Source organism: Parapedobacter flavus (genome assembly GCF_035818675.1).
In the GTDB taxonomy this organism is placed as follows: domain Bacteria; phylum Bacteroidota; class Bacteroidia; order Sphingobacteriales; family Sphingobacteriaceae; genus Parapedobacter; species Parapedobacter flavus.
Genome location: NZ_JAYKZZ010000009.1, coordinates 20,091 through 42,420, shown reverse-complemented (window position 1 = coordinate 42,420; position 22,330 = coordinate 20,091). Strand labels below are relative to the sequence as shown.

Below are 22,330 nucleotides of genomic sequence, written 5' to 3'. Positions count from 1 at the left end.
CGCGATGTGGGGTGAGGGGCTATTTGGCGGCTAGGCGTTGCCGAAGTGCTTCGAAAAGTACGACACCGCCAGACACGGAAACGTTGAGCGAGGCAATGGTGCCCCCCATGGGAATACGCGCCAGCTGGTCGGATACACGAATCAAGTCGTCGGCAATCCCGTGTTCTTCCGAACCGAGAATAAACGCGATAGGCCCAGAATAGTCCAGTCCATAGATACTGTCTTCGGTTTTTTCGGTGCAGGCTACTACCTGAATGCCTGAGTCCTGAAGGAATCGTACGGTACCCGATAAACTATCTTCACGGCAAACGTTGATTTTGAACAACGCACCGGCGGACGTTTTGATGGCATCGGGATTGATTTCCGCCGAGCCTTTTTTGGGGACGATGAGGGCATGTGCACCGACGCATTCGGCCGTCCGGGCGATTGCTCCCAGGTTACGCACATCCGTAATGCCATCAAGGATGAGCAGCAGGGGTACTTCTCCCCTCTCATACACCAATGGAACCACGTCCTCCACCCGTTGGTAGGCAATGGGTGAAATCACGGCAATTACCCCTTGATGGTTTTTGCCGGTCATCCGATTCAACTTTTCTACCGGTACCTGTTGGTAGCCGATATCATACTGGCGGAGCAGCTGTTTCAACTCTAGAAATAGCGGGCCTGATAAACCGCGTTGGATAAAGAGGGATTCGAGTTCTTTTCCACCATCGATGGCTTCCATCACTGCGCGGATACCATATACCTGTTGGTTTGTTTCGCGCTTCTCCGGGCTTCCCCGCCATTGCCTTTGCTGCATGTTTGCTGTTATTTGCCGGCGAAGTTACGCATAGTTGCGACGAGATGCAATTTTCACCGCTCCATTCGTTCGTCGTTGATCTCAATCCAATACCCGTCGGGATCTTGGATATAGAGTTGCTTTACACCATCCACCCGTGTGCCTACCTTACCCACCTCTTGTTGTACGTTGTAGTATGCCACCCCGTATTTATTAAGACGGGCAACGATCTCGTCTATCGATGCAACACTGAAACAAACGTGCGTATTTCTACGGTGTTCAATGATCTCGGTCGCATCATTTACCAAATGAAGGGCTAAACCGGGGCCAATTTCGAACCATTTGTGCTTACCTATCTTAAACGGTTCCGGAATGGTATCGAGTTGCAATACATGCTCGTAAAAGGAAGTACTTTTCTGAAGGTCGTAAACGGATAGCGCAACGTGATTGAACACGGTCTTCTTCTCTTGCGCAAAATTTTGGGTCACACATGCCGAGAGGCAGGCAACAATCAGCGTATAGCGAATGATGGATTGTTTCATCTACCAAAGATACGTTTTATAAAAACGATCCATTATGATGTTGAAATCTTTAATGGCTGAATTCGAACACAGAGTAGCCTTATGACGATCACTCTATCTGCTGACGCGGCTTTCCAGATCGACCACTCGCTTTTCTACCGATTCCATAATATCGGTAAGATGGGTCAGCGTCTCAGCAGCCTGGGGGTCGGTAATTTTCTGCTCGAGATTTTTCATCCGTAAGGCGATGCCATCCAACCGACCGTGCAGCTCTTCCAGCGCATCAAAATCTGTAGGCCGTTCCGGTTCATTTTTCCTGATAAATGGTAAGGCGGCAATGGCAAGCGCAATGAGGCCGATGCCGATAGCAAGATAAGCAATCATGGGGTCTTCTTTTTCGGGGTTATCAATCTGATCAGTTAATTGTTCAGGATATATGGTTTGCGAAACGGCGTGATCAGGGACGCGCTCCGATACCGTATCCATAGCTACTTCCGGCGGTATGTTTTCCACGGGGAGAGCGATAAGGTTCGCGGTGCGGGTTACGTACCCTTCATAACTCGCAAGCTGCTTTCGGTAACCTTTGCCCTCCCGTTCAAAAATATCGGCAAAGATGCGGTCACGCAATGCTTTCAAACCAGCCTCATCGCTTGCCGCCATAGACCGCCAACGGTTGTACCACCGTTCGATACCGGCTATTGGGTTGCCAGCCAACTGCTGTTCGAAGCAATCATAATCCAGCGCTTCGCATGAAATCCGGAATGCGGTATCTTGGGAAACCGCTTTATCCGTAGCCAATAAATTAATGGTTTCCCTGATGAGCTCATATTTGGCACGGTCAACCTGCTCCTGCGCCAAGGCATTCCAAACCAACATCACCCAACATACCAAGGTCAACAAACCACTCCGCATAACTTTTATTTTATAATAAAATTCAACTATCGATTATTCTTAGCGCCCAAGATAGGGAGAAAATCATAACCGGTCAAAAATCGGACCACCGGAACCTTTGAGACACCTTACGGTTCAGCTTATAAGTCATGAAAATTTGTAGGGCGAGCAGGACGGCAATAAAACCCAACAACCATGAATAATTTAGGTAAGCCGCCAATCTTCCAAATAATAACGGCATGAAAGTAATTCCGATATATGCACTGGCCATTTGCATGCCCATAATGGCCTGCGCATGTTTTTCACCGAAATTCCGTGGTGTCTCATGCAGTAAGCTCGGAAAGATGGGCGCACATCCCAGACCAATCAACAGGAAGCCCGGCATAACGGCAACATCAAACGGTACCAATAAGCTAATCAATCCGAGAACGACCACCCCCTGCCCAATATACACCAATTGTTTGTTGGAAAGCCGTTCCGTGGCGAAACCCGAAACAAACCGACCCACCGTGATGCCCACGTAATACAGGGAAACCAATCTGGCTGCATCATCGGGCTCCAGTTGCCTCGTGAAAACCAGGTAACTCGCTCCCCATAGGCCGAAGGTGGCTTCGACGGAACAGTAACAGAAGAACACTGCCAGTGCCTGCTTCAGACCGGGTATACGCAGCATCGATTTAAATCCTTTATTAGGTTCCGTCGAATCCATGGCGGCCGATGCGGGCTTACGCATCCAAAGAGGCGTCGACAACAGCAAAAGCAGTACCAACGCTACTTGAATCGTACCAACTGCTAAATACCCGTTTGTCCACGACTGCCCCTGCGCCAATTGGCCAGCCATAATTATTGGACCGATTGCGGCGCCCACGCCCCAGAAGCAGTGCAGCCAGTTCATGTGCTTCGCTTTGTAGTGCAGCGCCACGTAGTTATTAAGGGCCGCATCGACACAACCCGCCCCTAAACCAAGCGGAACGGCAAGTAGGCACAAAAAAACGAAATGGTGTGAAAAAGCAAAGCCCAACAATGCCAGGGCAGTCATCAAGACGCTGCAGGTAGTCACCGATGCAACCCCCAACCGGGCAATCAGCCGCGCACTAAATAAACTGGAAACCACCGTGCCCCCTGCCACAACCATCGAAATGATACCTGCAAAATGTATGGGTACATCCAGGTCCATATACATCGTGGGCCATGCTGGACCGAGCAACGAATCGGGCAAGCCTAAGCTGATAAATGCCAGATAGATGACAACGAGGAGCGCACCCCTTTTTAGCGTCGGGCTCATCAGGCCTCCGCTATCCGCTCGTTGCCCGCAATGATAGCGGCCAGTTGGCAAAGGTGCCAGTAGCTGGGGCATTTATTCAGATCGCGTGGCCAGGCCCGGACGACGCCGAGGTTAACCTCCAAGAATTTATCCGGCTCGGTGATGACATTTGCGGCATTGAGCATGGTACCTGCGGGTACCGGGTGCGTACGGAAGAAGTCTTCAAGTTCTTGAATGGACATCATGCTATGAATCGTATTTTATTGCCTACGGGCGATGTACACGTGGCAGACAAAGATAAAAAAACAAAGCCAATCTACCGAGACGCGGCCATTGGTCCGGTATTTCGTACCTTTGTTTGGAGCAAAAAGTTGCCCATCAGTGATAACCGGCTAAACAAAACATATATGAAGCAGGAAAATAAGCTTGGAATGGCCCTTAAAGAAGCCGCAGATACATCATACCTGCCGGTGGCGTGGGAATACCGCGAGGTCATCGAAGAGGCCATCGAAAAGAAACAGACCGGCAAAATTTTTTATTTCTGTCGCGACGAAGGAGTTTGCGAAGCCGCAGGCAAGGTCATTAAACTGAAAGAGATTACCAAGGAGGGTCTTTTTATCGTAATGGATACGGCGGCAAGAATCAGGGTAGACCGTATTATTACCCTGTATGGCAAACCAGGTGCTGCATACGATGAATACAACGCCTACGGAAATGCGTGTATGGATTGTCTCGGTGGATATGACCCAGACGAATTGTGACTATTTTTGCCTATAAATTTTTGCATATAAAAGTGACATTCCCTACATTTGCCTCCCTTGCAAAAGGAAACAATACCGACTCCGTAGCTCAGCTGGTAGAGCAACTGACTCTTAATCAGTGGGTCGACAGTTCGAACCTGTCCGGGGTCACCACAATAGAAAGCCGTTTTTCATCTGGAGAAACGGCTTTTTTGCATTTCTAAGGGCAGATTAGAGACATCTGCTCAAGCCGTTTCGGATACCCCGAAACGGTGGGATTTACATAGTTTTTTGTTGAATTTCACGCAAAACCGTAACAAATAGGTAACGGAAATTTTTGCGTGCTAACTGAAAAAATTATGACAACCGTAAGCGCAAAAGTTTATGAGCACCACAAAAAAACCGATGGCACCTACAACGTAAAAATCTGTGTCCATCACAAAAGCGAGAGAAAATTTATTGACACCAACCATTATGTTGTCTGTATTCTTACCAGATGCCACTATCCCTTACCACCTCCAGCGACACCGCTGATTTCAGGAAGAATACCCTGTCTTTCGTATAAGGTCAGGATCCGTTTTTCTGAATTTTCAAAACATTAAGCAGTTGATAGCTAGTTTGCTGAACGATACCTCCGGCGTTGAAGGTAACATTTCCGCTCAAGGCTTGATATACCTTCAGAAAATATTCAACAAAATTTACATGTTATGAAAAAGGTTATACAAATTACATTAACAGCGATCATTGCCCTGGTATTACATACTGGCAGTATGCTACAGGTTCGGGCACAGGAACAAACACCCTGGCAAGTGGGACTTTTCGGGGGAGCAAGTGCTACCCTGGGAGATTACCACGGCGACACGGCGAGGGCGAATATAGGGTATGTGGGCGGAATATTTGCCGATTATTATTTCGGGGATGGTCATTTTGGAGTAGGGCTGGATGCGCGTATTATGCAGCATCCGCTATGGGGAGGTGATAGTTTACAGTTTCGGAATGGCTATCTGGCCACCACGTTCAATAATGCAAAACGTTTCCGCCATATGGGAATAGCCATAGGGCCTACCTATCAATTTAATTCCGGAAAAATGGGCTTTGAACTGTTCGCTAAGGCTGGCGTACTTCACCAGCAATTTCCGAACTATCAGCGGCAATTGGTGTATACGCTTAAAGATCCCAGTGGAGGTGGTAGCATAACCGATACCTTGCAGGTCCGTTCTACGGCAAATGTATCCGATAAGGCCTGGGCATGGCTGGCTGTCGGCGGTGTCCGTTTCAATTATGCGGTGACCCCACAAATCGGTGTTTTTCTGCAGGGTGATTATTTGTCCACCTTCGGTAAGCAATTTGGAGGCAAAAACAGCGACTTTTTTATCCGGGAGCAAGAAGTCTCGGCAGCGATTACCGAAGGCACGTATGTAGACGATGCATCTAATTTTTATACCGATCGCTCGACGGTCAGGCGTACGTATACCCAGGCGGTGAATATGACGGTTGGCATCAAATACACTTTCGGCAAACGTAAACCACATAAACCTGCGGAGCGACCGGTTGCCCCAGTGGTAGAAGCTGTACCGCAATCGCAACCCACGCAGGCGAAAGATCTAATCGTGGTAGTCAAAGACAAGCAGACCGGACTTGCTCTGAGCGGAGTTAAAGTAGTCATTAGCGGGCCTCAGGGCGAACAAGTATCCATTACCAACGCGAATGGAGAAGCCCGGCGACTGAATGGCGTGGAAAGCGGAGAATACCGGATAAAAGGTGAAAAGAACGGCATTGAAACGGCCGCGGTAATACTAAGTGAAGCAGATTTCGCAGCCAGCGGCGGAACGATATACAAAGAGCTGTTGCATAACGATCCACGGTTTACCCTGATCGGGGAAACGGTAGATGGGGATTCAAACCGAACCCTTTCCGGAATCAATACCATCCTGACCAATGAGGGTACGCACACCAACATGAGTCAGGTATCCGATGGTGAGGGTAAATTCATCTATCAGCTGGAACAACAATCGGCTTACAATGTAGTGGCCAATCAAGCCGGAAAATATTCGCAAACCGAACGGGTAGGAACAATGGGACTCGATCGCAGTAAGACACTGTATGTAACCCTTAAGTTAGGCGTGAATGACTTGAAGAAAGGAGCCAGCTGGGTAGTGAAAAATATCCTCTACGATTTCGACCAAAGTAACATCAGGAGAGATGCGGCGTTAGTTTTGGATAATGTAGCCAACATCATGTTGCAAAACCCAAGCTTACGCATTGAGCTGTCTTCGCACACCGATAGCAGAGGTAAGGATGCGTATAACCTGCGTCTGTCTCAACAAAGAGCCGAATCGGCGGTCGCCTACCTGGAAGGCAAAGGCATCCAACGGAATCGCATGGAAGCCCGAGGTTATGGCGAAACCCGGCTATTGAACGACTGCAGCAACAATCAGGACTGTCCAGAAGAACTGCACCAACAGAACCGGCGCACGGAAATACGGGTATTGGACTATCAAGTGAAGTAACCTAAGCAGACTGCGCTTAATGGGAAGCCAAGCGGGTAGATCAATTGATTTGCCCGCTTTTTATGTTTACTGCTTTCCGTCGGTGTCGAAAATACCCAATCCCTATTCCCAGGAAACCGAATCCTGCGATGCCTAAAACCCAGCCCTTCCAGGGGGTTGATTCCGATACGATAATCCGGGTATACACACCCGTATAATTAAGCGTCGCCCAGTACCAGGGATTCTTTAGTGGAATCGTGGCGTTTTCCAGATAAAGTTGCTTAGCACGGGAAAGTGCCACCGAGGGAACATGCTGCTTAGCCAGTTGTTCGTAAAACAAACGCATGAATTTCGGCATAGTGGCATCATCAACGGGCCAGTACGCTGCAATTACGCCCAGAACCCCTTTACTTATAAATGCTTTATTGAGGCTTTCTAAGCCCTCGGCCTTCACCGGAGTGCCTGTGGCCGTATAACAAGCGGATAAAACGACAAGTGGCGACTGCGTGACGGCATAACTCAGTTTGTCTAAAGTAAAAGGTCGGTCAAATGCAATATAGGGAGAGACCCCGTCGCCACTTACCGCATGGGCGGATATATGCAGCAATGCCCCATGTTCAAGCGCATCCAGAATGGCCGAATCGGTCAAGTTCGCACCCTCAAATATCTCCCCGTTAAATTGACTGGACAATAATTCCTTTTCTGCCGCTACAAAAGGCAAGTCCGGCAGTTTACCCCCATAGTCGGATTTGGCAAAGCAACGGATTCCCGGGTGCACCGTCTCGATGGTAGCATACCGTTGATTGAGTAATAGGGTATAGGTATAGGCAATGGAATTAGATTGTACTAAAAAGCACCCTTTTTCCATGAGCGCCTCGAAGGGCAGCGTAAATAAAATGCCGTCTAATGAAACGATCAGTTCTTTTTGCTGCAAGGCACTGAAGAAGGGCATCAGTGTTTCTCGCAGACCGTCGGCTCGGCGCTCATATGCCCCGGGGTTGTTTTCATAGGCACTGGGTCCAGCGTGGAAATAGTCTTGAACGAAATGGTTTATGCGCTGAGACACTTTCCGAACGCTATCGATGGAATGGATACGGTATTGTCCTTGGACGCAATAGATCGCTAATCCCGACCCGCTATCGGGCATGAAATAGCTGATCAATGCTTTGGATTCTGAAACCCGCCCTGCGAAATCATTAAAATCACGCATGACCGGGGGCGTAAAATCCCGATCGAAATGCTGCTCAGAAAGCTGCAGTTGGAAGGCTGTGTTTGCAATTTGACGTCTGTATTCGGAACGTAGTGTGGTGTCCCTAGTTGCGGCAAGCTGACCATACAGATACTGCAAGTGTTCCCGGTTTTCTTGCAGATCCGGCCGATCTGTTGCCGCCCAGCGGTTCGTCCGGTTCACTTCTTGGAGGAGTTGTCGTCCTTTTGATAGCTCAATAACCCATAGCATTCGTAAGATAAGATCTTGCTGCCGCACCTGATCTGTGGTCGTCCTATACGTCTCGAGGAGAGCGGATATGACTTCTTGAAGGAGCGAACGATTCCATGCTGAATTTTGATAATGGCTCCGTTTACTCGTAATTAACTGCTGCGTATAATAAGAATGTTCCAAGGTTTTGGTATAGTAATATACAGCCGAATCTGGTTGCTGGGACCGATGAATTCGTGCCAACCCCCAAAGTGCATCGGTAATGGTGTAGTCTGCCGGAAAGTCGGTCTCCGTAGCACCGAGCAAATCCAATACACGGATAAAATCTGCTTTAGCATCGGTAGGCTGGTTGTTGAGGCTTTTTAGATTACCACGCATATAGTAGTATTTGGCCTTTTCCCGGTTTTTCCGGAATGGAAAATGGGTTTCGGCCAGCTCAATGGCGCGATTGATGAAAGGGAGGGCTTGATCTATCCGGTGTTGCTGGGCGGTCAGAAGCCCCTTTTGGTGCAAGGCTTCCGCATACCATAGCACCGTATCGCCTTTCAGGGCATGGTTGGTAAGCAACGTCAAAGCCGACCCGTTGGCTATATGCGCGCTATCCAGATGCTGCCTTTCCTGGTAGGTGCTCGCCATGGTATTGTATAAAAGTGCAGCCTGCAGTGCAGTGGGGTCGAGGTAAGATAGCCCGCTTTTACAAGCCTCTAACACCTTATCCGGTTGTCCAAGTTGTTGGTATACAATCGCCAAGTTGCCGTACAGGGCAGCCTGCTGGGATGCTTGTCCTTTGGTGAGCTGAATGGCTTTCAGGTGGATATGAAGTGCCTTCTGAAGATCTCCGACCTGGGTGTATAGATTTCCCAGCGGTCTAGCAATATACAACACGCGATCCGGACTTGTCAGCTGCTCGGACGTACAGTAGTTCAATGCCGTTTCATAGTATTGAATGCTTTCTAGTGTATGTCCGTGTTCCCGGAGGGCGTAAGCCACATTGAGTAATAGCCAGGCATACATTTCCTTGCCCTCTGGGGAAGTAGGTCGCCGGGGCAGGCGATTAAGGAAAGAATCGGGTCGATTAATATACTGCTCAGGATGATCGTAGGCGATGGCGCCCAGGGTATCCAAGCGATCGAGTAACGCTTCTTCACTGATCGTTTCCGATACGACGGTTTTGCGCGCAGGGGCTTGTGCCGATTGGCATGCTGCTAAACAGACCCCAAGTAACAGACCCCCTATCCAACGGGCGACCTTTGAGCTATGTCCTGCGCGTTGCATGGGCATTAAAAGCGCCAGGCAACATACAAATGTGTGGCCTGACCGGATTTATTTCCATATATATAGCGTAGGCCAGCTACGGGTCCCAGATAAGTACGTCCAACGTTCAAGTCAATAAAGGGCTGGAGTTGTAATCGGCCTCGCTCAAGTCTTTCCGAGGTGTAAGGTTGCGCTATCAACAGCTCATCCGGGTCGAAGGGGATGTGATAGGTACGCGTTTCCCTATGGGAGGTATTAATAGAGGTTTCGACCATGGCACCTATACCGGCAGACACCCAGCTGTTAAAATTATACCGAGCCTGAAGCGGGACGATACGCAGCTGTAGAAACCTTGAGTTCATATACTGGTCGTAGCTCGTATAGGACCGTATTTGGGGCCGGTCGGTCCCTGGTATGGGAACTTCCATTTCTCCCGATTCTTTGATGCCCTGGACATTTGAAGTGGCCTGGTAGGTATTGGCATACAGTTCCACCTGCCAATAGAGCTTTCGATAAGGCGCCAGAGGAGCCAGGCCAACCCCGAACAGCATTCCGGGGTTCATCGTGGCCTGTCTATTATTCCATTGCTCGGGGGCCTGAAGGAAATGATGGTACCCCGCGAATACAATCGGGGAAAGGCTTTTGCGGAATCGCCCGGTTGCCACGTTCGTGGTAATGGGGTCGTTTTTATCAAAGAAAATGTTGGTCTGGGCTTTAAATGGCCGGTTAGGCAAATTTTTTTCGGGGCGAATGCTAAAACGAATAAACCCTTGTGTGCTATCCTTGTCGTGTACATCAGGGGCTTTGGAGCCAGGAAGTGCGATATCTTTGAAATGGAATACCAAGGTGTCGCTTCCCTTGATTTCATAGTAGTAACACCCGGTACTTTCCGGGGTTAAACATGTATCGCATCTGGGGTATAAGTTAAGCAGTTCGATCGTCGACAGATCGAGCACCTCAGGAAGCTTTACCTCCAGCCGGATATTTTTTGCATCGCCTTTACCGTCATTTTGGAATTGCACTTTATACGTAAGTTTCTTGCGCTTGGCCAAGGTTCGATAGTTGATCTGAGACTGCTTTATCGACATTTTGTTGGGATCGTGCGAGGTGACGATCGGTACATCCAGCTGGTGGATCCGGGCAGGTCCTTTTTCGGGGATAAATACCCCGGTAATGGTGACCGTAGCATTGGTGTCTGCCAGCATTTCGGGCGTAATGTCCAGATTGATCAATGAAAACTGCGCATCGGAGGCCCCATCTACCTCATACCCGGTGATGGTTTTATAACTGCTGTAGAGTTCGGAGAAATAATCGACGGCCTCGTCCCCTGAAAAATTCAACTTCTCGCGCATCCCGTAGTCCGGACTGCCACTTCGGGTGATCGATGCCGTAGACACATTGGCCCAAAGGCTTTCTAAGGACTGGGTTTCTTCCATAGGAATAACTTGTTCCCCATAATAGGTGGATTGGCCGGCAAACCGAAACCCCTCAGGATCAAAAATTTTCTCATTGGTCAACAAAAAAACTGATCCTTTTTCAGTGGTTTTTATACCGGCAACAACCACCATATCCTGGCCAGGCAAGGCATTGGCATTTTTGATCAACTTGAAAGTGTCGTCTGTATTGAAAAAATGCTGTTCGGCAACCGAGGCAACTTGCTGGGATCCGGCTTTGGCCGAATCGACTTTAATCTTTCGGGTAGGTCGCTTGGGCCGGGGACCATTGTCGTAGTTGTTTACCGCGTAAAGCGTTACCGCGTACTCGCCGGCCTTGGCGTACCGGTGCCCGGGCGCTTCAGCGGTACTGAAATGCCCATCTCCGAAATCCCATAGATAAGTGTAAAAGGGATCCCGTCCTCCCGGGATACCCGCCAGCTCCGGTAACTCCGGTTTAAACATAATCCGGTCGCTCATAAATTCGACGTTTATACTTGCTTCTAAGGTATCTACTTTGCTCGCAAATACCGAGGTAGTCATGAAAAGCAATACGCAGATAACCAGATAAATGTTTGGCTTCATATAAAAGGTTGTTTTAGCACTTCGTCGGAAAATTAATAAAAAACTTTTACTTTTACGGCTTTATATCCATTTTATTGCTTCATAGATGCATCCTGACCAACGATTTATTACCTACTTGCAATGCAACGATAATCAAGGCATCGCAGAAATTTACACCTTATATGCACCTAAGATCGCGCGCATGATCCAGTATAACAGCGGGGATGCCGCGGATGCTGCGGACATTATGCAGGAAGCCTTGATGGATATCTGCCGAATGAGTGCCGATGGTAAATTTAGACTAACCTGTCCTTTCGAGGCTTTTCTGGTGATGGTGTGCAAACGCAAATGGTTGAATGTAATAAAGAAAAAATCGGGTAGCCCGGTAACAAAATCCATTGATGATGGATTTATCATTGATAAGAGCGATGAACAAGAGGCCGAGCGGCACACCCAACAGTTGGAGCGGGAACGTACAGTGATGCAAGTACTCAGCAGCATGGGTGAGCGGTGTCGTGAAATCATTCAGGCTTGCATGGGGAAAGCACAGCAGGAGCAAGTTGCACAACAACTTGGACTTACCTATGCATACCTTAGAAAGAAAAAAAGCGAATGCATGGCGGAATTGGGTCGATTGGTGAAAGCGCATCCTTTGTTTAAACGATAATTGATTATGGCAAATTATTTCGACCAGATACAAGACTATTTGGATGGCGCACTTACCGCCGAAGATCAGCAGATATTTGAACAACAACTGAAATTAGACCAGCCCCTGCAAAAGGAGGTGGATCTCCAGCGTGAACTGCAGGGGGTTTTAAAGAAGCACAGGCAGGCCGAAGACGCATTGTCCGCATTGGAACCTACGTTGAAGCAAATGGGCGCCCAGCACTTTGATGTTCCCCGGGCCAAAAAGCGGGGGATCATCCGATACCTGATACCGCTTGCTGCTGCGGCTTGTTTACTGGCCGTCTTCAATTATATGGAATTCTTTGTGCCCCATTTTGAAAACCTGCCCGAAATGCCCACTTCGGTTACCCGGGCCGGGGGCGTAGATACGGTATACCAACAGGCGGCGATGGCATTCAATGCTGGCGAGTATAGTCGTAGTATTGACCTGCTGAATCCCATGATTCAGGAAGATTCTACCGTCGTACGGTACCGGTTTTACCGAGGATTGAGTTATCTGGGCCAGGCTAAATACCAACGGGCCCTAACGGACCTTAAATCCGTTGCAGAGGGAACCTCGGTATTTGTTGACGGCGCCTGCTATTTTGCTGCCGTAGCCCTTTGGAAGCTGGATAATAAAAATGCGGCACAAGCTTATGCAATACGGGTAAGGGAAGGAAGTACCCATCACCAGAAGGCCGTTAAGCTTCAGAAACGACTCCATTAACGTTTTTTTTATTTTTTTGTTAAAAGTGGCGGCCTTACTTAAACGGCGTGGAACCCTACACAAACATTGGCTTGGCACTCAGTTATTGGTCAGAAGCAAGGGATATAGTTCTATTCAGTCACAAGTCCCCCTTTCCCCCAGATACTGTGAGTCAGTTTTTTTCGGGGAATATGGGTTTTAGATCAATAAGGCTACACATCTTGAAGTCAAAACATACAAAAGCCTGCAAATTAAACGTTTGCAGGCTTTTTGTTTTTTACAGCATCCTGATTCATTCAATTATTCGCATAAAAACAGTGAGTAATTCAGTGAGTCAATCCCTGACCTACCGCTACTCACTGAAAGCACATTAAGTTGTTGAATGACAACCTGTTCAATAACTAAACATCTTGACTACCATAGGCTGCAAGGCTAATTTTGTTTCACCATAAATGATGTATTATCATGAGTACAAATTATTCCTTGCTCTTCTACTTGAAGAAACCAAAAAACTATGTGGGTGGTATGAAACCCATCTACATGCGTATCACCGTGGCCGGTGACCCCAAGGAAGTGTCCACCGGCCGTGAGTGTGACCCCGTACGGTGGAACGCCAAGGCCAACCGTGCCAAGGGCACCAAGGAGGACATCCGTGGCCTGAATGCCTACCTCGACACGCTGGAGCGAAAGGTGGCCGATGCCCACCTGCAACTCGTAAAGGACGGCACGGAAATCACCGCCGAATCGCTGAAACTGAAATACCTCGGCAAGGACGTGCAACGGCGGTATTTGATGGAAACGTTTACCGAACACAACCGGAAGATGGAAGCGTTGCTTGGGAAAGGTTTCAAACCCAACACGCTGAAAGGCTACAACACTTCTGTTGCACACCTGACCTCCTATCTGGAAAAATGCCATGGTGAAACGGACATCGAGATCCGGCACATCGACCATGCGTTCATCACAGGTTATGAGTTTTTCCTCCGCTCTGACATGGAATGCAGTGCGGTGTCGGCGGCCAAGTACATGAAACACCTGCGTAAAATCATAAACCAGTGTCTTGCACACCGATGGATTACGGAAAACCCCTTTGTGTTCTACAAAACGAAGGCCAAGCCAAGGGAAAAGGAATTTCTCACGCCCGATGAACTGGACAGGATAGCCCAAAAGGAATTTTCCATAACAAGGCTCTCTCATGTGCGCGACATCTTCGTGTTCTGCTGCTATACGGGGCTGTCATACGCCGATGTGCGGAAACTGCAAAAGACGGGCATCGCCAAGGGTATTGACGGCAGATTGTGGGTGTTGACCAGCCGGGAGAAAACGGAAACTTCCTCCAACATCCCGCTGCTTCCGCAAGCCTTGGAAATCATCGGACGCTATGCGGACTATCCCCCATGCGTAGCAAAGGGGATGGTACTTCCGGTATTGAGCAACCAAAAGATGAACAGCTACCTGAAAGAGATTGCCGACCTGTGCGGTATTACTAAAAAGCTGACATTCCACATGGCGCGGCACACATTCGCCACCACGGTGACACTGGCCAACAACGTGCCGATAGAAACGGTATCAAAAATGCTGGGGCATACCAACATCAAGACCACCCAGCACTATGCCAAGCTGCTGGACACGCGGATTAGCAGCGATATGGAAAAACTAAAAGAAAAGTTAGGATTCCGTACAAACATTTCATTATCGGCTCATTAACGGTTCTTATTAGCTCATATCGGCTCACTATTGGTTCTTATCGGCTCGTATCGGTTCATTTCAGTAGCCTTGTTTTTAAATCTGCACACACCAGGGCATTTTCACCGCTTAGGCCACCGAACGCAAGGCGGGGGAATCGGGTCAAGGGCGCCGGAGGGCAAAGGCCTGCGGGCAGCGGCGTTTATATACCCTTGACCTTTCCCACGCCGAGGGTAATTTTGGCCGGGCGGTGCAAAGGCCGGATGCCCTGAACCACCCGTAAAATTCACCGCCTGATACCCCGTGACTGCGCTTTCTTTTTCCGTTTGCGCCGCTTCTCCTCCTCCTCGATGGGGCTTTGCTGCTCACCCGCTCCCTCCACCGGAGCCATCAGTAATCCCAATAGGTCGGCAGCCATACTGCCCGTGGTGGCCAGCATTTCGCCCACACTTTCGAACATGCCTTGGGTAACATCATGCGCCAGTTCCATTGCCAACCGTTGACTCTGCGGATGCCGCCTCGTCAATTCCGTGAGCGTGTGCATCTGTGCCTTTTGCCGTGCTGTACCGTTCTTCATCGTATTGGCATATTGCAGGCTGTCTTTCAGGTTACGCTCGAAGTCGAACAGTTCATCGAACAGCGTCTCGCCCGACTGCTTGAATGCGGTGCGGTCGAACTGCCCCAGCTTTTGCGAATGGGCTTTGTTTTTGCCACGTGACGTATTCTGCGGGCTTAGCTTGATACGGTTCGTGATGTCCTTACGGCTCACGATGATCTGGACGTGCATCTGCCGCCCCTCCTTGCGTTCACCTTTTTTCTTTTGCCCGTTTTTCACCTCTTTGTCGTTGTGGCTGTAATAGCGGTAGCTTTCCAGCTTGCCGAACCAAAGCAAATCCCGATGGTTGTTTATGCCGAGGCGTTTGAAGTTACGGGCGTATTCGTCCATTACCCTCATGGCAAATTCCTTTAGGTTTTCTTTTGCGCCGTCCTCGCCGTATTGCGACACAAGGTGCGCCAGTTCCTTTTGGCTGGGGCTGATGTTGATGAGGAAGAATTTGCTGTCTTCCCTACCCAGCTTCGCCACGTTGCGGTCGATACCCATCCGCACCTCGTGGGGTTTGATGTCTCTGGCCATTCCGTTGAACCAATGTTCCGGTTTATTTTCATTTGCGTTTTCCGGCTTCATCCGGTTTTCCTTTTCGAGGTAATGCACCAATGCTCCGCTACTGCCCTTGTTATCTCCCGTTTCCGATTTGGTAATGTTGATGTACATGGCCTTACGTTACAGGTTGTCCAACGATTGCCTTGTATGCTTGGCCAGTTCCTCCTTTTTGGCCGCCGATACAGGCCAGCCCAAGGCTTCACGCTGGGTGATGTAGTAGTCCAGTACCTGCCGGAACCTGGACTTCAATGCCTCCTTTTCCCGCATACTGCCGAGCATCTTTTTCAACGTGCCGTCCACCAGTTTCAGGTAGCCGATGGTTTCCCTGCCCATGATGGTTGCCTCCGACTGCCCCATGCCGATGTTCTTCAAAAGCGGGCTTTGCGTTTTGGCGATGGCCATCAGTTCTTCCATTGCCGAATACATAGGCACCAGCAGGTCACCCTCCTGTTTGCGGATGAACGAGAGGATGCGGCTGATACCGCTTGACAGTTCCTTTTTCAGCACCTCGTCGTTCAGGTCGGCGGGGTCTTTCTTGCTTTTGTAGAAATAATCCACCATCTGCATGACCACTTCCCGCTTGGTGCGGCCAAGTTTCCGCGCAAGCAGGGTGAGCCGTTCGTCCACCGCCTCGGGGAAACGGACGGATTTCTTGTTCTCGTCAATCCTGACCATTTACCCCTCCCTCCGTGCGGATGATGAACCTGAACCTGCTGCCCTTGGCCGGATGCCACGAGGGACGGTACTCCACATAACCGTAGGCCACCAATTCCGACAGGCACTTGTGGTAGGTGGCGATGGAGCGTATCCGCGAGAAGCGCATCAGCTTCCTGCGGCTGGCGTGGAAATGGCGATGCGGATTGCCGCAATCGTGGTGGTAAAACAACGCCGCCACCAAACCGATGTGCGTGGGCAGCAAACGCCCGTCATCGCCAATCCGCTCAAAGAACGCGCTGAACGCGTGCTTGGGCAATTCCATCCGTTCACCCATTGCCGTTACCTCCCTCCATCATTTTCCTGATGTCCTCCCTGCGGTAGTACATGCTGCCGCCCAACTTGCGGTACGGCAACGTGCCGCCCGCACGGAGGTTCTGCAACGTTCCGGGCGATATGCCAAGTAGCCTGCGCACCTCGGCACTTTTCAGCCACTCCCTGCCAAGATTGTCTTTTTCCCTGTTTCCGATGATTTGTTTGAACTCATCCAGCATTTCCCGTTTGAACTGCCGGAGGTCTTCCCGTGTGACGATGTCTATTTCCATATCCTTATCATTATATTCCCATATCCGTATATCCCGATAGCGGGATATTGATTTACGCCCTTTACGGGGCGCACGGTATACGGCCAAGTATACCGGAACCTTGCGCTGGTGCTATCCCAGCGCATTGGGGTATCCCCGGAGGATACCCGAAACCCCCATAGCGATAGCGTGGGGGCAAGCAAGTAGGGCTATGCCCAACTTCCGCTTGCTCCATTCCCATCGGGGAATGGCAATTTGGCGGAATGTGCAGTCGGCACGGCTTGCCTCGGCAACCAAACGGGATTGCTCCCGGCATTGCCACCGGGCATCACCCGCTCCGTTGGGACAAAGTTGGGGGATAAAACAGGGATATGAATGACCAAACGAGGCGGCTTGGTCATGTTCGGGGATTGAACGGGTAGATGATTAGGCGGGGACGATGCGGAACAACTTCCTGCCATCCGGCACCTGCGAACCCTTTATCGGGGCTTCGCCCTTGCCCACGAAATAATTGCGTGCCGTATCCAATGGGATTTCCTTGCCGCCGTGGTTGAAGTATTTCGCCACCAGTTTGTAATACGGGCTGTGGTGGTCGCTTTTGAGCAGCTTCCTCCCATTGGGCAGTTCCACTTCGCGCAGTTGCTGGATGAGGTCGGTGAGGGTGGGCAGGTAGCCGTCCTCCACGTACACTTTCTGCGCAACCCCATATTTTGTATGCGCTTTCAACTGTTCTTCCAAATCTTGGATATGGGCTTCGAGTTCGGCTATCTTTCCGTCTTTTTCTTTCAGCAGCACATCGTTTGGCCTAATGTTCCATTTATCGTGTGTGTCGAGGTATTGCTGGAATTCGGTAAGTTTCTCAATGTTTGACAAATGCCGGGGATGCTCGGATGAGAACGGGTCTTTCCGCTCGAAATATTCAATCCGTTTCTGCACGATGTGCCACACGTGGGAAAGGAAATCTTTTTCGGTACCCCGACCTGTAGACCGGAAATGATTCAGGTGGTAGGTGTAATAGGTTTCGAAATCGGCTTTTTCCAATCCGTAGATTTTGAGCAGGAAATGGTTGTTGCCATACCCCCTCTTCAAACCAAGTATGTTGCCAACATCAAACGGATGCGGGGAAAAATCAAAACGTTTTCTGCTTTTGAAGTAATTTAATCCCATTGTGATAATCTTTAAATCTGTAGCTACAAAATCCTGTCCAACGGGCTTTTGATTGCATTCACTTGCGCATTGCCGACTTTTGCATAAAGCATCGTGGTCTTGATGTCGTTGTGACCAAGTAGCTGCTGAATGAATGATATGTCCGTGCCGTATTCCAGTAAATGTGTGGCGTAACTATGCCGCAAACCGTGTATCCCTATCGGCTTGTTTACCTTTGCGGCCATCATCGCATTCTTGAACACCGCTTGGACACTGCGGACGGAATACCGCCCTCCGTACTGACCTTCAAAAAGGTAAGTTTTAGGATGGTACGCTTTATAATACTCCCGTAGCAAATCCAGCACTGCGGTCGGTAGCGGTACATACCGGTCTTTCTTTCCTTTGCCTGCTTCGATAAGTACCTGCATCCGTCCACTGTCGATGTCACTCACTTTCAGATTGACAACCTCACTTACTCGCAATCCCATTCCGTAGCACAGTTGCAACATCAGCAAATGCTTCTGGTTTCGTACCGCGTCGAATATCCGTTTTACTTCCTTTTGGCTCAACACCTTTGGCAAAGTGGATGGCTTCTTCGGCCGTGGGATTTCGGCAAAGAAGCCCGGTTTATGGAGCACCTGTTCAAAATAGAATTTGATGGCGTTGAGCCTGCTGTGCAATTGATTTTCCGAAATCTTCAATGTATTGATGCAATAAAGGATGTAAGCACGGAGACGGTCGTAGCCCAGCGAATCAACTGGCACGTCCTTCACCACATACAGTAACTGTGCAAATTCAATCATGTAGGTCTTTATGGTGGAGGGGCTGTAGGCTTTCATCTGCAATACCTCTTTCATACGTTGAAACTCCCGTGCATTCACGGGTGACAATTTGGACAATACCCCTTTGCCAACCGGTGGGATTTTCATCCCAAACAGTGTCCGGAAATGGGTGTTGTCCGGTACATACCAGCACTTTTCAGACCTGCTCCACCTGCCTTTCAGCGATTTGACCAAATCAATCTTTGCTCGGTCGTATTTGAAATCTATCCAAATGACTGCGGCATCCTTATGTCTACCTTCCCGAAAATCAAAACCAGAAAAATCAACAACTTCCATACTGCGTATTTTGTATTATCTACCAAAGCAAATCTAAGAAAGTTATGCAAAATGCGCAATAGATAGAATCTGATAAGGTTAAAGCAAGACACTTAAAAACAACCATTTACAAGAACAAATAGAAAAGAATTTGACATCTTTGTATGCAGAAGATTATTGCGTATATTTGGGAGTTATCAGCAATCCTACTGAAACCCGTCTCTAAAAGAAAAAACCGAAAAGGTCACCATAAATAGTTTTTATGAATATTGCATATTTACAATATTTTTTGAATGAAAGCGAATGAAAAAGAGCGAACGAGATATATTAAAACGGAGCGAAGAAATTACCGAAAATTATTTTCAGCTTTTAGACAACCATATTGAAGATGTTGTTTTGGGAAAAACTGAAGAATTTATGGAAATCAATCAAATTGCCAGCGCATTATTTATTTCTCATAAACATTTAACAGATACCGTTCAAAAAGAAACTGGAAGTCATCCTTGTCATTTTTATGACCTTAAAATTCTTGATGAAGCCAAAAAAATGCTTTTAGAAACAGATAAAACTATTTCTGAAATTGCAAAAATATTGACATACGATCCATCGAATTTTTCTAAGTTCTTCAAAAAATTTATTGGTAAAACTCCTGGACAATTCCGAAAAGAAAACAAAAAATAAAAACTTCCGAAAAGTTCACCACGATTTATATTTTTTGCTTAGCCATCTTTGCTAAATCAATTGTATAACATTTAAAATCAAACAAAATGGCAAGAAACGATGTAAATGGAAAAGTAGTTTTAATTGCAGGTGGTGCAAAAAATTTAGGTGGCTTACTAAGCCGTAATTTTGCGGCTAAAGGAGCAAAAGTGGCTATCCACTACAATAGCGACAACACAAAGGCGGAAGCCGAAAAAACATTGGCAGATATCATAAACGCAGGTGGAGAAGCCTTTTTATTCCAAGCTGATTTGACAGATGTAAAAAACATTACAAAGTTTTTTGATGCAACTATTGAAAAATTCGGAGGAATTGACATTGCTATTAATACGGTTGGAAAAGTATTGAAAAAACCTTTCGCAGATACCACCGAAGAGGAATATGACAGCATGAACGACATCAATGCGAAAGTTGCTTATTTTTTCATTCAGGAAGCAGGCAAAAAACTAAACAATAATGGAAAAATCAACACAATTGTAACTTCGTTATTGGCTGCATTTACAGGATATTATTCTACTTATGCAGGTGCCAAAGCTCCAGTAGAGCATTTTACAAGGGCTGCTTCCAAAGAGTTTGGTTCAAGAGGAATTTCTGTAACTGCCGTTGCTCCAGGACCAATGGACACGCCGTTTTTCTATGGACAAGAAAGCGATGATGCCGTAGCCTATCACAAACAAGCCTCTGACTTAGGTGGACTTACAGACATTAAAAACATCGCACCTTTGGTTGAGTTTTTAGTAACCGATGGTTGGTGGGTTACTGGACAAACTATTTTTGCAAACGGAGGCTACACAACAAGATAAAATAAAATTTAATATTTTGAAAAGGCAAATGACTTAGTTTTTTGCTTTTTTTAAATTTAAAGATTATGATTTTAAAAATTCTCAATTCAGCATTGATTTTATTTGCGGTGTTTATGGGTGCCAAGCACGGATGGAATATGCTCACTGCAAAACCAGAAATGCTCGAAATGTTTGGTAAATGGAATTTTAGCAAAAATGCTGTAATGATTAATGGTGCAGTTACCTTATTGGCATCTATATTAATCCTTTTTCCGAAAACATTCGTGTGGGGAAACTTTCTAATGGCAGCGGGAATACTGATGATTATCTGTTTGCAGTTGCTCAACAAAGACTTGAAAGGCGTGGCGATAGAAATCCCATTTCTGTTACTCAATTTAATCATCATTTATTTACAACACCCATTAAAATCGAATGTGTTATGAGAAAATTTCTAATCATTTTGTTTTCCTCTTTTTCACTTACGGCGTGTGGACAAACACAAAACACCAATCAAACAACAAATAAAAAATCAGAAAAAATGCAAGACGAAACCCTATTAAAACCAGTAAAAACTTTGATGGAAGCGATGCAAACAGAAAATGCCGAATTGATCAGAGCTCAATTTTCGGAAACAGCCACTCAAGCCTATGGTTCGGATGGAGTGATGAAAACAGCCGAAGAAACCAAAAAATGGATTGAAAGTGATATCGTGGATCGCCAGGGCAAGGTTGCCAACCCTGAATATTCTGTGATAAGTGAAAATGAGGTTGTTGTCAAAGGGCAGTATTCGAGTGTAGGTTATACAAATAAGGCTAACTTTTTATTTACCGTTGAGAACGGATTGATAACAAGTTGGAGAATGAGATATTAAGTACGATAGTTTATTACCTATAAAAGGACTGCTGATAACATCGCATTGGCGAAATGGCGGTTTAAGGGAGAAATTGAAAGTTTCTCCTTTTTTTTGTCGCAACAGTCTTTTATATTTCCTTTTTTCATAAATTTAGAAAATAATAAAAGGCTGTTGCTTAGGTAAGTGCCAGACTGAAAGTTTAGGTTTTCTAATCCGCCACTATCGCCAATACGCGAACCGTTGGGGCACATGCAAAAAAGACAACGGACACATTGACAATGACGAGTAACAAAAGGCATATCGTTTTACAAACCGACTTTACGACCGGACTAACTCGACTTGACCAACATTGCAACTGGACAACGACAGAGACGACTGACAAAGAAGAAAAAAGAAAAAGCCCCCGCTTCGCATTTTTGAAAATTTCTGTCAACGCGCATTTGGCACATCCCGCTTTCCCAACACACATAGCCAATACGACAAAAAGCGGGAAGAGCCAAATTTTACCAACGCTCAATCTTGAAAAATTAATCAACTTTGGTTAAATTTGCAACCGTGAAAATTCTCTCAATCATACTTTCAATCTACATCATTGCACTCAATGTGCAGCCAATAATGGATATGGTTGATTTGGGTAACGAAGACATCTGTATCGCATCCATTCACAATTCAGATGCAGAGAACCAGCAACCAACGGAGAATGATGAAGACGGCTGTGATGACCTTTGTAATCCTTTCATGTCCTGCACAACATGCCTCGGATGTACAGTTCCAGTTGCTATTTTATTTTCGGAGCCATTCGAAAATCATGAAATACAACTGACCTTCTACAAGAATTTCCATTCCCTTCAATATTCCGGTTCCATCTGGCAGCCGCCTAAGATTGGATAATGTTTAAAGTG

At 47.5% G+C, this 22,330-nt stretch carries 24 protein-coding genes and 1 tRNA gene; 11 read left to right on the top strand and 14 right to left on the bottom strand.

All coding sequences use genetic code 11. The features are described from left to right. Nucleotides 1–19: 19 nt before the first annotated feature. The 5 genes from rlmB to U9S71_RS08280 all read right to left on the bottom strand — a co-directional run bounded on the left by rlmB (nucleotide 20) and on the right by U9S71_RS08280 (nucleotide 3,699). On the bottom strand, nucleotides 20–799 hold the full coding sequence (gene rlmB / locus U9S71_RS08300) for a 23S rRNA (guanosine(2251)-2'-O)-methyltransferase RlmB (RefSeq protein WP_326326678.1): 780 nt from the start codon (nucleotides 797–799) through the stop codon (nucleotides 20–22). A gap of 53 nt (nucleotides 800–852) precedes the next feature. After that, nucleotides 853–1,320: a VOC family protein gene (locus U9S71_RS08295; protein ID WP_326326677.1), complete on the bottom strand. Its 468-nt coding sequence runs from the start codon at nucleotides 1,318–1,320 to the stop codon at nucleotides 853–855. Between the two features lie 93 nt (nucleotides 1,321–1,413). Further along, entirely contained in the window at nucleotides 1,414–2,211 is a 798-nt protein-coding gene (locus U9S71_RS08290) for a hypothetical protein (protein WP_326326675.1), read from the bottom strand. A gap of 73 nt (nucleotides 2,212–2,284) precedes the next feature. Further along, on the bottom strand, nucleotides 2,285–3,475 hold the full coding sequence (locus tag U9S71_RS08285; protein WP_326326673.1) for an MFS transporter: 1,191 nt from the start codon (nucleotides 3,473–3,475) through the stop codon (nucleotides 2,285–2,287). Then, nucleotides 3,475–3,699, bottom strand: coding sequence for a DUF6965 family protein (locus U9S71_RS08280; RefSeq protein ID WP_326326672.1), 225 nt, complete (start codon nucleotides 3,697–3,699; stop codon nucleotides 3,475–3,477). The genes U9S71_RS08285 and U9S71_RS08280 overlap by 1 nt, the downstream gene beginning before the upstream one ends. A gap of 3 nt (nucleotides 3,700–3,702) precedes the next feature. On the opposite strand from U9S71_RS08280, the gene U9S71_RS08275 reads away from it, so the two are divergent. From U9S71_RS08275 to U9S71_RS08265, 3 genes are all read left to right on the top strand, one after another. Next, nucleotides 3,703–4,215 carry a hypothetical protein gene (locus tag U9S71_RS08275; protein ID WP_326326670.1) on the top strand — a complete coding sequence of 171 codons (513 nt, stop codon included), beginning with the start codon at nucleotides 3,703–3,705 and terminating at the stop codon, nucleotides 4,213–4,215. Nucleotides 4,216–4,292: 77 nt separating this feature from the next. Continuing rightward, nucleotides 4,293–4,368, top strand: a tRNA-Lys gene (locus tag U9S71_RS08270). A 533-nt stretch (nucleotides 4,369–4,901) separates the two neighbouring features. Further along, nucleotides 4,902–6,704, top strand: coding sequence for an OmpA family protein (locus U9S71_RS08265; protein ID WP_326326668.1), 1,803 nt, complete (start codon nucleotides 4,902–4,904; stop codon nucleotides 6,702–6,704). A 40-nt stretch (nucleotides 6,705–6,744) separates the two neighbouring features. Here the strand turns inward: U9S71_RS08265 and U9S71_RS08260 are convergent, their stop codons facing one another. Beyond that, the gene (locus tag U9S71_RS08260) at nucleotides 6,745–9,396 is read right to left on the bottom strand and encodes a CHAT domain-containing protein (RefSeq protein WP_326326667.1); all 2,652 of its coding nucleotides are present in this window, start codon (nucleotides 9,394–9,396) and stop codon (nucleotides 6,745–6,747) included. Between the two features lie 5 nt (nucleotides 9,397–9,401). Then, nucleotides 9,402–11,393 carry a PKD domain-containing protein gene (locus U9S71_RS08255; RefSeq protein WP_326326665.1) on the bottom strand — a complete coding sequence of 664 codons (1,992 nt, stop codon included), beginning with the start codon at nucleotides 11,391–11,393 and terminating at the stop codon, nucleotides 9,402–9,404. Between the two features lie 85 nt (nucleotides 11,394–11,478). On the opposite strand from U9S71_RS08255, the gene U9S71_RS08250 reads away from it, so the two are divergent. The 3 genes from U9S71_RS08250 (at nucleotide 11,479) to U9S71_RS08240 (ending at nucleotide 14,451) form a co-directional block, all read left to right on the top strand. After that, nucleotides 11,479–12,039 (top strand): RNA polymerase sigma factor, encoded by a 561-nt coding sequence (locus U9S71_RS08250; protein WP_326326664.1) that lies wholly within the window; start codon nucleotides 11,479–11,481, stop codon nucleotides 12,037–12,039. A gap of 6 nt (nucleotides 12,040–12,045) precedes the next feature. After that, the gene (locus U9S71_RS08245; protein ID WP_326326662.1) at nucleotides 12,046–12,765 is read left to right on the top strand and encodes a hypothetical protein; all 720 of its coding nucleotides are present in this window, start codon (nucleotides 12,046–12,048) and stop codon (nucleotides 12,763–12,765) included. Nucleotides 12,766–13,209: 444 nt separating this feature from the next. Continuing rightward, nucleotides 13,210–14,451, top strand: a complete 1,242-nt coding sequence (locus tag U9S71_RS08240) for a site-specific integrase (protein ID WP_013663625.1) — start codon at nucleotides 13,210–13,212, stop codon at nucleotides 14,449–14,451. A 265-nt stretch (nucleotides 14,452–14,716) separates the two neighbouring features. On the opposite strand, the gene U9S71_RS08235 is transcribed toward U9S71_RS08240, so the two are convergent. The 7 genes from U9S71_RS08235 to U9S71_RS08205 all read right to left on the bottom strand — a co-directional run bounded on the left by U9S71_RS08235 (nucleotide 14,717) and on the right by U9S71_RS08205 (nucleotide 19,094). Next, nucleotides 14,717–15,703 carry a DUF5712 family protein gene (locus U9S71_RS08235; protein WP_326326658.1) on the bottom strand — a complete coding sequence of 329 codons (987 nt, stop codon included), beginning with the start codon at nucleotides 15,701–15,703 and terminating at the stop codon, nucleotides 14,717–14,719. 9 nt (nucleotides 15,704–15,712) lie between these two features. Further along, nucleotides 15,713–16,267: a BfmA/BtgA family mobilization protein gene (locus tag U9S71_RS08230; RefSeq protein ID WP_326326657.1), complete on the bottom strand. Its 555-nt coding sequence runs from the start codon at nucleotides 16,265–16,267 to the stop codon at nucleotides 15,713–15,715. After that, nucleotides 16,254–16,571, bottom strand: a complete 318-nt coding sequence (locus tag U9S71_RS08225) for a hypothetical protein (RefSeq protein WP_232279771.1) — start codon at nucleotides 16,569–16,571, stop codon at nucleotides 16,254–16,256. The genes U9S71_RS08230 and U9S71_RS08225 overlap by 14 nt, the downstream gene beginning before the upstream one ends. 4 nt (nucleotides 16,572–16,575) lie before the next feature. Beyond that, entirely contained in the window at nucleotides 16,576–16,851 is a 276-nt protein-coding gene (locus U9S71_RS08220; protein WP_326326652.1) for a helix-turn-helix domain-containing protein, read from the bottom strand. A 111-nt stretch (nucleotides 16,852–16,962) separates the two neighbouring features. Further along, on the bottom strand, nucleotides 16,963–17,127 hold the full coding sequence (locus U9S71_RS08215) for a hypothetical protein (RefSeq protein ID WP_326326651.1): 165 nt from the start codon (nucleotides 17,125–17,127) through the stop codon (nucleotides 16,963–16,965). A gap of 129 nt (nucleotides 17,128–17,256) precedes the next feature. Beyond that, nucleotides 17,257–17,997 (bottom strand): hypothetical protein, encoded by a 741-nt coding sequence (locus tag U9S71_RS08210; protein WP_326326649.1) that lies wholly within the window; start codon nucleotides 17,995–17,997, stop codon nucleotides 17,257–17,259. Nucleotides 17,998–18,020: 23 nt separating this feature from the next. Further along, nucleotides 18,021–19,094, bottom strand: a complete 1,074-nt coding sequence (locus U9S71_RS08205; protein WP_326326647.1) for a tyrosine-type recombinase/integrase — start codon at nucleotides 19,092–19,094, stop codon at nucleotides 18,021–18,023. Between the two features lie 282 nt (nucleotides 19,095–19,376). Here U9S71_RS08205 and U9S71_RS08200 point away from each other — a divergent pair, with 282 nt between their 5' ends. The 5 genes from U9S71_RS08200 to U9S71_RS21020 all read left to right on the top strand — a co-directional run bounded on the left by U9S71_RS08200 (nucleotide 19,377) and on the right by U9S71_RS21020 (nucleotide 22,319). Beyond that, complete coding sequence (locus U9S71_RS08200) at nucleotides 19,377–19,754, top strand: helix-turn-helix domain-containing protein (protein ID WP_326326645.1); 378 nt, start codon at nucleotides 19,377–19,379, stop codon at nucleotides 19,752–19,754. A gap of 86 nt (nucleotides 19,755–19,840) precedes the next feature. Beyond that, nucleotides 19,841–20,596, top strand: coding sequence for an SDR family oxidoreductase (locus U9S71_RS08195; RefSeq protein ID WP_326326643.1), 756 nt, complete (start codon nucleotides 19,841–19,843; stop codon nucleotides 20,594–20,596). A 65-nt stretch (nucleotides 20,597–20,661) separates the two neighbouring features. Beyond that, on the top strand, nucleotides 20,662–21,018 hold the full coding sequence (locus tag U9S71_RS08190; protein WP_066209163.1) for a DoxX family protein: 357 nt from the start codon (nucleotides 20,662–20,664) through the stop codon (nucleotides 21,016–21,018). Further along, nucleotides 21,015–21,446 (top strand): nuclear transport factor 2-like protein, encoded by a 432-nt coding sequence (locus tag U9S71_RS08185; RefSeq protein WP_066209160.1) that lies wholly within the window; start codon nucleotides 21,015–21,017, stop codon nucleotides 21,444–21,446. The genes U9S71_RS08190 and U9S71_RS08185 overlap by 4 nt, the downstream gene beginning before the upstream one ends. 537 nt (nucleotides 21,447–21,983) lie before the next feature. Next, nucleotides 21,984–22,319: a DUF6660 family protein gene (locus U9S71_RS21020; RefSeq protein ID WP_236976703.1), complete on the top strand. Its 336-nt coding sequence runs from the start codon at nucleotides 21,984–21,986 to the stop codon at nucleotides 22,317–22,319. Nucleotides 22,320–22,330 lie beyond the last annotated feature (11 nt).